Source organism: Prevotella sp. P4-51 (genome assembly GCF_002251455.1).
GTDB lineage: Bacteria > Bacteroidota > Bacteroidia > Bacteroidales > Bacteroidaceae > Prevotella.
On the sequence record NZ_NPJM01000046.1, the window covers coordinates 1 to 12,675 of the forward strand.

7 protein-coding genes are annotated in these 12,675 nt (G+C 54.0%); 4 read left to right on the forward strand and 3 right to left on the reverse strand.

Annotation, left to right across the window (positions count from 1 at the left end; all coding sequences use genetic code 11):
- Window positions 1-917 precede the first annotated feature (917 nt).
- Window positions 918-1,334, reverse strand: coding sequence for a hypothetical protein (locus tag CIK94_RS14370; RefSeq protein WP_158216525.1), 417 nt, complete (start codon window positions 1,332-1,334; stop codon window positions 918-920).
- Here CIK94_RS14370 and CIK94_RS06155 point away from each other — a divergent pair.
- The 3 genes from CIK94_RS06155 (at window position 1,321) to CIK94_RS06165 (ending at window position 6,165) form a co-directional block, all read left to right on the forward strand.
- Window positions 1,321-3,339 (forward strand): HD-GYP domain-containing protein, encoded by a 2,019-nt coding sequence (locus CIK94_RS06155; RefSeq protein WP_158216526.1) that lies wholly within the window; start codon window positions 1,321-1,323, stop codon window positions 3,337-3,339. The two genes, CIK94_RS14370 and CIK94_RS06155, sit on opposite strands and share 14 nt — an antisense overlap.
- A 303-nt stretch (window positions 3,340-3,642) precedes the next feature.
- Window positions 3,643-4,002 (forward strand): hypothetical protein, encoded by a 360-nt coding sequence (locus tag CIK94_RS06160; protein WP_254046008.1) that lies wholly within the window; start codon window positions 3,643-3,645, stop codon window positions 4,000-4,002.
- 24 nt (window positions 4,003-4,026) lie between these two features.
- Complete coding sequence (locus tag CIK94_RS06165; protein ID WP_254046150.1) at window positions 4,027-6,165, forward strand: M6 family metalloprotease domain-containing protein; 2,139 nt, start codon at window positions 4,027-4,029, stop codon at window positions 6,163-6,165.
- Between the two features lie 70 nt (window positions 6,166-6,235).
- Here the strand turns inward: CIK94_RS06165 and clpB are convergent, their stop codons facing one another.
- Window positions 6,236-8,788: an ATP-dependent chaperone ClpB gene (gene clpB / locus CIK94_RS06170; RefSeq protein ID WP_022310443.1), complete on the reverse strand. Its 2,553-nt coding sequence runs from the start codon at window positions 8,786-8,788 to the stop codon at window positions 6,236-6,238.
- Window positions 8,789-9,007: 219 nt separating this feature from the next.
- Here clpB and CIK94_RS06175 point away from each other — a divergent pair, with 219 nt between their 5' ends.
- Complete coding sequence (locus CIK94_RS06175; RefSeq protein WP_094421944.1) at window positions 9,008-10,882, forward strand: beta-galactosidase; 1,875 nt, start codon at window positions 9,008-9,010, stop codon at window positions 10,880-10,882.
- A gap of 1,395 nt (window positions 10,883-12,277) precedes the next feature.
- On the opposite strand, the gene CIK94_RS06185 is transcribed toward CIK94_RS06175, so the two are convergent.
- Complete coding sequence (locus tag CIK94_RS06185; protein ID WP_094421949.1) at window positions 12,278-12,523, reverse strand: hypothetical protein; 246 nt, start codon at window positions 12,521-12,523, stop codon at window positions 12,278-12,280.
- Window positions 12,524-12,675 lie beyond the last annotated feature (152 nt).

Genomic DNA, 12,675 nt, shown 5'->3' on the forward strand with positions numbered 1-12,675 from the left:
TGCGCCCCTACAACCCTGTATGGCTATCCCATTGTGGACGGTGCGCACCCCTGGCAACTCTGTAGGAGTTGCGTTTCCCCAGCCCAGGGTTGCGGGCGAAGCACGCTACCCTGGGTAAGCGACCAACTAATATAGCTACTCTGTAAGAGTTGCGCTTAGCCGTAGGCGTTACTTGTAATGTGTGTTCCTTAATCCTTAAATATACCACCACAAAAAACTACAAAAAGATTTGTGGCTTTTCAGGGCTTCGCCCTATGCGTCCGTGTGTGTCGGTAAATATCTCGAGAGCATGCTCTCGGATATTCCCCGCCACCCCCATCCGCGCCTGCCTTGTGGCAGGCTGAAAAACCGCAAATACAAAAAGTCCGCCGTTGGCGGTAAAAAAGTCCGGCTGCGCCGGTACAAAAAAATGATTACCTTATTATCTATCGGTAGCGTCATATAGTTGGGATAACACAAGCTGCTATTCCTGCCGTGGTAACGCCTTCGGCTAATCGCAACTCTTACAGAGTAGCTAAGTAGGGTGGTGTTCTTACCCAGGGTAGAGGCGCTGCGCACCTCAACCCTGGGCTATGAAATCGCAACTCCTACAGAGTTGCTGCTGCTTGCGGGCCATAATTCATCGTTGATGATGCGCCCCCCAGGGCTATGCATGATTAGTCCGTTGACGATGATGTGCGCCTTTACCACCACGTATCGTTATCCCATAGTGGATGAAGTTCTCCCCAAGAGTTATACATAATTAGTTTGTTGTCGTTGATGTGCGCCCCTACAACCCTGTATGGCTATCCCATTGTGGACGGTGCGCACCCCTGGCAACTCTGTAGGAGTTGCGTTTCCCCAGCCCAGGGTTGCGGGCGAAGCACGCTACCCTGGGTAAGCGACCAACGAACCTTGCAACTCTGACGGAGTTGCGCTTAGCCGTAGGCGTTACTTGTCGTGTGTATTTCCTTAAACCTTGAATTTACCATCCCAAGAAGACACAAAAAGATTTGTGGCTTTTCAGGGCTTCGCCCTATACCATCCGCAAGGTGATGGAGATAATGACAAAGCACATAATATATAATTGGTCTGCGTTCTCTCCTCTTGAGGAGAGCCAGAGAGGGGCCTCTTATGATGGTCGTTGCGCCTCCATGCTTGCCTATAATTGTGCGCGATGTCATTATTTCGGCGGTTTTAACAACTATTACACGAGTAATGTTGGTGGAGTCCCGTTTTTTCACGAATTTTGTAGTTGTTACAACCATTACAGACAGCAGAATTTCAACTCTACGCACCGGTGCCACGCCCGTTGCCACTCTAACTTTATACACGCGCACTATGAAATGCGTCATTATTGCCACCCCTGCCCACCGCCCTGCTGCGGCGCACAGCCACACCGCTACAGCGTTGCTGGCAGTCATCACCCGTAGACTCTTGCCCATAGTCATGCTGCTCCTGACAGTCATGACAGCCTCGGCGCAAACCGTCAAGGACGAAGACGCCTTGCATGTGGACTTCGACGGCTGGTTCAGCACCCTGGTCAACAACCGCAAGTTGTACAACCGCTATAACGACAGCATCTTCCTCATACACGACCACGACCGCTGGGTGGAGTTTTTTCATACCCGCGCTGCCCTGAACCACGATATCTATCAGAGCAACAAGCTCTGCCTGGACAGTCTGCGTCAGGTCATCACCCTGCCACAAGCCAAGAACGACGCGAGGCTCTATTCGGAATTTATCAAGAGCTTCTTCAGCAAGTATATCAACCAGAACCGCTCCGACCCCTTTCTCATGCTCGAACTCTGTGACCTCATCGACACCCTGCAGGTCAACCGCCCCGACTCGCTGAGGTTTACCAACTATCTGAACACATGGCGTGGCTCTGCCTACTACCATATCTGGAACATGACCCATGACGACGAACTCCTGCAGAAGTCGTATGCTTGCTACCAGCGATGCGTCACCGACGACGCCAAGCGCTATCCCGCCTATCAGTCAAACTATCTCAACGCGATGCTGCAACTGTGTGCGTATGTATGGGCACAGAAGAAGGTGGAGACGGTCGACGATCTGCGCGGGCGCATCAAACTGGCAAGACGATATGTCGCCAAGCACGGCGACGAGCTCAGCCGCAAGGGCTACAGGATGACCGAGCTCAAGAGGCGACTCAACAATGCCGACGAGTCCATGGTGCGCAACATTTTCCTGGTGGACCGCACCACCATCAAGAAGAAAAGCATCGACAAACTCATGTATAACCTCGTGCAAAGAAACCTGCGGAAGCCCTCACTGGACAACTCCTCGTATCTGCGCACGCTGATCATGCAGACAAACCTGAAGCAGATAACTGCCAAAGAGGCACTCAATAGATACCGCCCGCGCTACAGGGCGTCTATGGAGAGTCTGCGCAATCGTAGGCTCGACCCTCAAGAGTTCTCGTTGCATCTTATGCCCTACTATTCGTTGTTCTATCTCAACGACTTGGCCGACATCCCCTACAGCGCCAAGCGCCGCAACGTGCTCCGCATGTGCCGCGACATCGAGATGGCTTTCCGCCATCGCAGCGACCGCCAGTCGGTGACCACCTTTGTCAACAACCTCAATGTCTTCGTCACCTACGACCGCATACTGTCGTATCTGAAGCCCCGCGAGCGCCTTGCCTTCCTCAACAAGCTGTCGGTATCGACCCATGTGACCACCTACGCCCACTCCGTACACGTGAGCGAGATAGTCATGGTGCTCATGGAGAGTCTTGTAGACAATCATCCCCAGTTGCTGGTGGGCTATTTGGGTTGCAAGACCGAAGGCAGCGTAAAGCATCACAAGCGTAGGTTTGTCGAGTTTGTGCGCGAAGCCGCCCTCTACCACGATCTGGGCAAGAACACCATCATCCCCGTGGTAGACAACGACTACCGTCCGCTCACCGATCAGGAGTTCAAGATCGTGAAGCGCCACCCGGAGATGGGACTCAAATACCTCGCCCTCGACCCCAAGCTGGCGAAGTATCACGACACCACCCTGGGTCACCACAAGTGGTACAACGGCAAGGGAGGCTATCCCGCCGACTTTGACAATACCCGCTCGCCTTACCGCATCATGATAGACATCATCACCCTGAGCGACTGCATGCAGGCCGCTACCGAGCGCGTGGGCCGCAACTACAAGGACGGCAAGACCTTTGATGCCGTGATGGGCGAGATGCGTCGCGACGCCGGCACCCGCTACAATCCTGACCTCGTGAGCCATATCGACGCCCATCCCGGGCTGGCACAGAAACTCAACCACCTGCTCGACGAGGGCTGGATGGACATCTATTATAACATCTACAGCCAGTATTTTGTCAACCAACGATAGCACCGTCGCCATCATCGCGATGCCCCTGTCGACTATGGACGCTGTCATCTCGTCAGAGATGGTGATAGGGATGGTATGCGCCCTGAAAATATTAAAAATGACGGGCGTGGTGAAAAATAATTGCATATTTTGGCAGAAAGAAGCCGAGAAATGATGTATCTTTGCATGTTGGAGAATTATCCCATAGTTGCATCACACTTAAACAATCGTCAAATGAACAGAAACAGTACCCCAGGGTTCAACCCCACCGTTGCCCGACAGATAGTCTGGGCTCTCGTCGCCATCTTTGTCTTTGTGATAGGCATGGCATTCATCCGTCCCTGGTATAACGTATGGTCGCAGGAGATGGAAGGCAAGGCTGAGTTTGCCAAAGCCGAACAGAACCGCAAGATTAAGATAGAGGAAGCCCGTGCCAACCTCGAGGCCGAGAAGCTCAACGCCCAGGCCGAAGTGGCACGCGCCAAGGGTGCCGCCGAAGCCATCAAGATAGAGAACGGCAGCATCACCCCCACCTATATCCAGTATCTCTGGGTGCGCCAGCAGAGCGACCTGAGCGACAAGACCGTCATCTATATCCCCACAGAGACCAATCTGCCCATCCTCGAGTCGACGCGGATGAACAAAATCAAGTCGCAGCACGCTCCAACGGCTACACACGAATAACCAAGTAAACAATTATAATCAAGTATGAAGAAAAGAATTACTCTCTTGACATTGTTCCTGCTCGCAGTGATGACAATGTCAGCCATCCCCGCACGCCCTAATCTGTGGCGCATGATTACCCTTGCCGACGGCAGTCAAGTCAAGGCCCGCCTTGTGGGCGACGAACACGGCCACTGGTATCGTGATGCCGACGGAAAGAGCTATGTATCAGCAGGCAATGGTATGTACAAGCAGGAAGATGCCACCAAGGTGGCTGCCCGTGCCAAGCAGCGTCGTGCCCGTGCCAACCAGCATTACGCCAGCCGTCGCAAGGCCGACATCTCGGGCAACCGCGGCAACTATCGGGGCACCAAGAAGGGACTCATCATCCTCGCCAACTTCAAGGACAAGAAGTTTTCTGCCAGCCATACCCTCGACCTGTACAAGAAGATAGCCAATGCCGAGAACTACAAGGACGATGGTTTCAACGGCAGTATCAAGGATTACTTCAGCGCGCAGAGCGATGGCAAGTTTACCATCGACTTTGACGTGGTAGGGCCTGTAACCCTGTCGCAGAATATGGCTTACTATGGTGGTAATGACTCCAATGATAACGACCTGCGTCCCGAGCAGATGATTAAGGAAGCCTGTGAGCTTGCCGATGGTTGGGTAGACTTCTCTGACTACGACTGGACCGGTAACGGCGAGGTGGATCAGGTCTATGTCATCTACGCCGGTCAGGGCGAGGCCAACGGTGGTAGCGATGACACTATCTGGCCCCACGCTTATGAACTGGCTGCCGCCAAAATAACACTCTCCCTCGATGGTGTCAAAATCAATTCTTACGCCTGCTCAGCCGAGCTGGGCTATTCGGGCATCGACGGTATCGGTACCATCTGCCACGAGTTCTCTCACTGTCTGGGCTATCCCGACCTCTATGACATCTTCTATGAGGGACATTTCGGTATGTCGAGCTTTGACCTCATGGACTCTGCCGGCTACAACGACGACGGCTTCTGCCCCGCCGGCTATACTGCCTATGAGAAATGGATTGCCGGATGGATAGACTACGAGGTGCTCGAAGACGAGAACGTGACGGTCACTGACCTCAAGCCCACCAGCGAGGGTGGCAAGGCATACGTAATATATAATAAAGGCAACCGCAACGAATACTTCATCCTCGAAAACCGTCAGCAGACCAAGTGGGACAAATATATCGAGGCTACAGGTCTGCAGGTTATCCATGTAGACTATGACCCCACCTGCTGGATTAACAATGTGGTCAACTCTACGGGTGAATTCCGTCAGAAAGATGGCTGGACAGCTGACTTCAAGAACGACCACCAGCGCCTCACGCTCGTACATGCCGACAACATTGACGACAGCAAGTACTGGGACAAATACGAGCAGTATTATACCAAAACTACACTCACAGGTGACCTGTATCCCTACAAGGCAAACAACGAGTTGAGCGACGAGACGGTACCTTCGTTCGGTCTCTACAACGACAACGAGGACGGTACACGCAACATGGGCCGTCAGGTCAAGGACATTACCGAGAATGACAACGGTACTGTGAACTTCCAGTACAATGCAGCTATCGTGGTAGAACCCACTCCAGAGGGTCAGGTGTTCTATGAGAGCTTTGACAAGTGTGCTGGAACGGGCGGAAACGACGGTACATGGAGTTCTGGCAGCAATGCGCTGGTAACAGACAACGCAGGTTGGGAGTCAGTCTCCCGTGCTGGTGGCTTCAAGTGCGGCAAGTTTGGCTCCTCCAAGAAGAGCGGTTCTGCCACCACACCTTCCTTTGCCCTCAACGGCAAGGCCAAGCTCACCTTCAAGGCTGCGCCTTACGGCAGTGACGGCACCTCGCTCAAAGTGACTTACAACGGCGCCGAGGTAGCTACCCTCACCATGAAGAATGAGGAATGGACCGAGTACAGCATCGACATTACCGGCACTGGTACTGGCAAGATTACCTTCACCCCTGCCAAACGTATGTTCCTCGATGAGGTGCGCATCGTGGCAGATGGCGTAGGCACCGGCATCGATACTGTCGAGACCACTGGCAAGCCCGTAGACAACCGCGTCTACAACATCCAGGGTCAGTATCTGGGCACCAGCCTCGACAATCTCCCTGCAGGCATCTACATCGTAGGTGGAAAGAAAGTGGTGAAGTAACCACGACACATACAGACATAAAAAAATCCCTTCCGTCACTTATGGCGGAAGGGATTTTTTTAATGGTAAATTAGTTGCTGAACACGATGTGGTCGTCGGCAACATCGACCGTGATGGGCTTGTCCTTGCTTACGCGCTCAGCCAGCAGCATACGGCTCAGGTCGTTGAGCACGTAGTCCTGGATGGCACGCTTGACGGGGCGGGCGCCAAAGGTGGGGTCGAAGCCTACACGCGACAGATAGTCTATTGCCGCCTTGGTCCAGGTGAGTGTCACGCCCTGCTCGGCAGTCATCTTCTGCAACTTCTGCATCTGCAGTTCCACAATCTTGGAGATTTCCTCCTGCGTGAGCGGATGGAAGGTGATGATGTCGTCGATACGGTTGAGGAACTCAGGACGCATAATCTTGCCCAGCATCTCACGCGTGGCGTTGGAGGTCATGATGATGATGGTATTCTTGAAGTTGACCACGCGGCCCTTGTTATCCGTGAGTCGGCCGTCGTCCAATACCTGCAAGAGGGTGTTGAACACGTCGGGATGGGCCTTCTCTATCTCGTCGAAGAGGACCACGGAATAAGGCTTGCGTCTTACTGCCTCGGTCAGCTGGCCACCCTCGTCGTAGCCCACATATCCTGGAGGCGCGCCGATGAGCCTTGTCACGCTGAACTTCTCCTGATACTCGCTCATATCGATACGCGTCATCATGTTCTCGTCGTTGAAGAGATACTCGGCGAGCGCCTTGGCAAGTTCGGTCTTACCCACACCGGTCGTGCCGAGGAAGATAAACGAGGCGATAGGTCTCTTGGGGTCCTGCAGTCCGGCTCGTGAGCGGCGCACGGCATCGGCGACAGCCTTGATGGCCTCGTCCTGACCCACCACTCTGTGATGGAGCTCGTCTTCGAGATGCAGCAACTTCTCGCGCTCACTCTGCATCATCTTCGACACGGGGATGCCCGTCCAGCGGCTAACCACCTCGGCGATATCGTCGGCAGTGACCTCTTCGCGCACCATAGCGTCGCCGCCCTGGGTACCCCGCAGCTGTTGCTGGATATGGTCTATGTCGTCCTGGATGCTCTTCAGGCGACCGTAGCGTATCTCAGCCACACGGCCATAATTGCCCTCGCGCTCAGCCTTGTCGGCCTCAAACTTCAGGTTCTCCATCTCCTGCTTGTCCTGCTGGATCTTGTTGACCAGAGCCTTCTCGGACTCCCACTTAGCCCTGTACTGGCGCTCCTGCTCACCCAGCTGGGCAATCTCCTTGTCCAGTTTGTCGAGCGAGTCGTGCAGATTGGCAGCCGCATCGTCCTCGGCGCCGCTGCCTTGGCGGTGCTTGATCTCGCTGCGTATTGCCTCGCGCTCTATCTCAAGCTGTTTCAGATGGCGGTCAATCTCGTCGAGCTCCTCGGGCACCGAGTCGCGCTCCATGCGCAACTTGGCGGCAGCCTCGTCCATGAGGTCTATCGCCTTGTCGGGCAGGAACCGGTCAGAGATATATCTCTCGGAGAGCTTGACGGCTGCGATGCACGCATCGTCCTGGATACGCACCTTGTGGTGGTTCTCATAGCGCTCCTTCAGGCCACGCAGGATGCTGATGGCATCTATCTCGTCGGGCTCGTCGACCATAACCGTCTGGAAACGGCGTTCGAGCGCCTTGTCCTTCTCAAAGTACTTCTGATACTCATTGAGCGTGGTGGCACCGATAGCCCGCAGTTCGCCACGTGCCAAGGCAGGCTTGAGGATGTTGGCGGCATCCATGGCACCTTCGCCACCGCCGGCACCCACGAGCGTGTGGATTTCGTCGATGAAAAGGATGATGTTGCCGTCGGCCTGGGTGACCTCCTTGATGACGCTCTTGAGTCGCTCCTCAAACTCACCCTTGTACTTGGCACCAGCCACGAGCGCGCCCATGTCGAGCGAGAAGAGCTGCTTGTTCTTCAGGTTCTCCGGCACGTCGCCACGCACGATACGCTGGGCGAGTCCCTCGACGATGGCGGTCTTGCCCGTACCCGGCTCACCTATCAGGATAGGGTTGTTCTTGGTTCGGCGCGAGAGAATCTGCAGCACGCGGCGTATTTCTTCATCTCGGCCTATCACAGGGTCGAGCTTGCCGTTGCGCGCCTTGTCTATGAGGTTCTGCGCATACTTGGCGAGCGCCTGGTAGTTTTCGTCGGCCTGGGCATCGTCGACCTTCTTGCCCTGTCTGAGGGCAGCGATGGCCTTCTCTACCTCGTCCTTGGTCATGCCGGCATCGCGGAGTATGCGTCCTGCCGTGTTCTGGGTCTGCATGATAGCCATGAGTATGGGTTCGATGGCCACATACTCGTCGCCCATGCGCGCAGCCTCGGCCATAGCCTTCTGCAGTATCTCGTTGGTGGCATTGGTGAAGTAGGGTTCGCCTCCCTGCACCTTGGGCAGATGGGCTATCTCGCTCTCGACGAGCGTTTCAATCTGCTGTGGGTTGACGCCCAGCTTCTGGAAGATGAACTGGGTCACATCCTTACCCTTGTCCATGATACCTGCCAGCAGGTGTACCGGCTCTATGGCTTGATTCTGCGCCATCTGCGCCTTGTTGACCGCGCTCTGCACGGCCTCCTGCGCCTTGATAGTAAATTTGTCAAATGTCATATCGCTTGTTGTTTTAATTATTATCTTTGTTATTGTCACTCATCATGATACAAACTATGTACCTATGCCCGAAAACTGACAAAATGTCAGTCTTGGTCTGCCTTTTTGTCATTTTGGCGACAAAAATCGTGGGGTAGGGCAAAATTTTCGATGATTTGTTGGGCGATACACCTTATTATTATTATCTTTGTAAGGAATAAAACTTATATCACAACAATAATGAGACGCAATCTACTTATCATCGTTATCATCATGACCGCCATGACCCTGCTGCCAGGCTTCACCGCCACAGCCGGAGCCAAGGCCAAGCATACCTTCAAGATAGAGGGCGGCAACTTTGTCTACGACGGCAAACCCATACAGATCCACTCGGGCGAGATGCACTATTCGCGCGTGCCCGCAGCCTACTGGCATCACCGTCTGCGCATGATGAAAGCCCTCGGACTCAACGCCGTAGCTACCTACGTCTTCTGGAACTATCACGAGACCGCACCCGGAGTGTGGGACTGGACCACTGGCAACCGCAACATACGCGCCTTCCTCAAGGCTGCTGCCGACGAGGGCATGATGGTCATCCTGCGTCCCGGTCCCTATGCCTGTGGCGAGTGGGAGTACGGCGGCTATCCCTGGTGGCTCAGCACCGTGCCCGAGATGAAGATACGCACACAGAACAAGGCTTTCCTCGACTCGTGCCGCACCTACATCGGACAGCTCGCAGCCCAGGTGCGCGACTTCCAGCTAACCAAGGGCGGTCCCATCGTCATGGTACAGGCTGAAAACGAGTTTGGCTCGTATGTCAGCCAGCGCAAGGACATCCCCCTCGATGTACACAGACAGTATAGTGCCGCCATCCGTCAGCAGCTCATCGACGCCGGCTTCGACATCCCCATGTTCACCAGCGATGGCAGCTGGCTCTTTGAGGGCGGATCCATCGAGGGCGCACTGCCCACATGCAACGGCGAGAACAATGTCAACACCATCAAGAAAAAGGTAGACGCCTATCACGGCGGAGTGGGCCCCTACATGGTGGCAGAGTTCTATACCGGATGGCTCGACCACTGGAACGAGCCTTTCCAGAAGGTCAGCTCCGATGCCTTTACCAAGCAGATGCAGAAGTATCTCGATGCCGGCATCAGCTTCAACTTCTACATGGTGCATGGTGGCACCAACTTCGGCTTCACCTCGGGTGCCAACTATACCAAGGACATCCGTCTGCAGCCCGACCTCACCAGCTACGACTACGATGCCCCCATCAGTGAGGCAGGATGGGCTACACCCAAGTATGAGGCCATCAGAAAGATACTGATGCAGTATAACAAGGATGTGCCGGCAGTGCCCGAGCGCATACCTGTCATCACGCTGCCCCAAATACGTCTCACCCAGACCCAGAACCTCTTTGACCGCATCGAGGGGATGACGCCTGTGGAGTGTGACACCATGCCCACATTCGAGGCGCTCGGCCAGGGCCACGGATACGTGCTCTACCGCCGCCACTTCAACCAGCCTATCGCCGGAGTGCTCAAGGCCGACGGCATTGCCGACTATGGCATCGTCTATGTCAATGGCGAGAAGGTGGGCGAGCTCAACGCCGTCACCGGCGTAGACAGCCTGGAGGTCGAGGTACCCTTCAACAGCACCCTCGACATTCTGGTCGAGAATATGGGACGCATCAATTATGGTGCCCGCATCTCCGAGAGTTTCAAGGGCTTTGTGCGCCCCATCACCATCAACGACAACCCCATCGAGGGTGAGTGGAAGATGTATTGTCTGCCCATGAGCGAGGCTCCCGTGCTGGCTGCTGGCGACCACGGCTATGCCAAGGGGCTGCCGGTAATCTATCAGGGGCAGTTTGATGTAGCCAGCCCCGGCGACACCTTCCTCGATATGGAAGAGTGGGGCAAGGGTATCGTCTTTGTCAACGGTGTCAATCTGGGCCGTTACTGGAAGGTGGGTCCCCAGCAGACCCTCTATCTGCCAGGTTGCTTCCTGAAGAAGGGCAAGAACGATATTGTAATCTTTGAGCAACAGAACGACGTGCGCCACGACCATGTGAGCGGCATCGATACTCCCAAGCTCAATATTCTCAAGAAATAGAAGATATTCGGATAGATTAAAGTTTTCATAATTTGTGCCTTCTCCCGTTGTGAAACGTGAGAGGGCTTTTTTGTGTACGCTCGGCAGGAGGGTGGATAGGATTGTGCGCACGGCCACGTATAGATTAGCCCCGCGATTGCCCCCATGTTTCCTGCTGCGGGTAACGCCTTCGGCTAATCGCAACTCTTACAGAGTAGCTACACCTTATTATATATATACCCAGGGTAGAGGTGCTGCACCCCTCAACCCTGGGCTATGAAATCGCAACTCCTACAGAGTTGCCAGGGGTGCGTCCCGTCCACCATAAGCCCCATCCTAACCTTCCCCACGGGGAAGGAAAAAAGCCCAAATGATGTCCATATTCCAATCTTTTTCAAGGAACGGAGCGCAATCATAACCCCCTAAAGCACAGCGAGAATGAATTCCCGCCCCTTGGGGAGGGTTGGGGAGGGGCTTACAATCAGCTGTTTTTTTACCGCCAACGGCGGCCTTTTTTTACGGCCGCCGGCCGCTTTTTGAACCATGCCGGCTGTTGTCGTCATGCAAAGCATGGCGTTGGGGGTGGTGGCGACGACAAAGAGGAAAACTTGTTTTCCGACTGGCGTCACCGACAGTCCCCAAAAAGGCGAAGCCGACAACAGCCGCCATGGCTTTTTGTGTTTATATCAACTTATTACATAAGTCGGTAATAATGTATTAACCCCGCAATTGGCCTCCCGCAAGCAGCGGCAACTCTGTAGGAGTTGCGATTCCTCAGCCCAGGGTTGCGGGCGAAGCACGCTACCCTGGGTAAGCGACCAACTAATATAGCTACTCTGTAAGAGTTGCGCTTAGCAGTAGGCGTTACTTGTAATGTATATGCCCATATACCTTGAATATGCTATCACAAGAAGCTACAAAAAGTTTTGTGGCTTTTCAGGGTTTCGCCCTATGCGTCCGTGTGTGTCGGGAGATATCTCGAGAGCGAGCTCTCGGATATTTCCCGACACCCCCATCCGCGCCTGCCTGGTGGCAGGCTGAAAAGCCGCAAATACAAAAAGTCCGCCTTTGGCGGTAAAAAAAGTCCGGCTGCGCCGGTACAAAAAAATGATTACCTTATTTCCTATCCGTAGCGTCATATAGATGAAAGAACACAAGCTGCTATTCCTGCCGTGGTAACGCCTTCGGCTAATCGCAACTCTTACAGAGTAGCTATACCTTATTATATATATACCCAGGGTAGAGGTGCTGCGCCCCTCAACCCTGGGCTATGAAATCGCAACTCCTACAGAGTTGCCAAGGGTGCGCCCCGTCCACCATAGGCCCCATCCTAACCTTCCCCACGGGGAAGGAAAAAAGCCCAAATGATCTCCATATTCCAATCTTTTTCAAGGAACGGAGCGCAATCATAACCCCCTAAAGCACAGCGAGAATGAATTCCCGCCCCTTGGGGAGGGTTAGGGAGGGGCTTACAATCAGCTGTTTTTTTACCGCCAAAGGCGGACTTTTTTTACGGGCACCGGCCGCTTTTTGAACCATGCCGGCTGTTGTCGTCATGCAAAGCATGGCGTTGGGGATGGTGGCGACGACAAGGAGGAAAACGAGTTTCCCGACTGGTGTCACCGACAGCCACAAAAAGGCGAAGCCGACAACAGCCGCCATGGCTTTTTGTGTTTATATCAACTTATAGGGTGTCCAGTTTGTCGTACTAAAAACGCACTGGATTAGCCCTGTTTGAAATGTTAATTTAAAGCTCTGATATTTAACGTTTTAGTAATAGAATTAGTTCTTTGAAAATTTGTGTATCTCATTGA

Bases quoted from the DNA above. Each gene is read 5' to 3' on its own strand.
- CIK94_RS06155 (WP_158216526.1), top strand. From the start codon at position 1,321: ATGAAATGCGTCATTATTGCCACCCCTGCCCACCGCCCTGCTGCGGCG.
- CIK94_RS14370 (WP_158216525.1), bottom strand. From the start codon at position 1,334: ATGACGCATTTCATAGTGCGCGTGTATAAAGTTAGAGTGGCAACGGGC.
- CIK94_RS06160 (WP_254046008.1), top strand. From the start codon at position 3,643: ATGGCATTCATCCGTCCCTGGTATAACGTATGGTCGCAGGAGATGGAA.
- CIK94_RS06165 (WP_254046150.1), top strand. From the start codon at position 4,027: ATGAAGAAAAGAATTACTCTCTTGACATTGTTCCTGCTCGCAGTGATG.
- clpB (WP_022310443.1), bottom strand. From the start codon at position 8,788: ATGACATTTGACAAATTTACTATCAAGGCGCAGGAGGCCGTGCAGAGC.
- CIK94_RS06175 (WP_094421944.1), top strand. From the start codon at position 9,008: ATGAGACGCAATCTACTTATCATCGTTATCATCATGACCGCCATGACC.
- CIK94_RS06185 (WP_094421949.1), bottom strand. From the start codon at position 12,523: ATGGCGGCTGTTGTCGGCTTCGCCTTTTTGTGGCTGTCGGTGACACCA.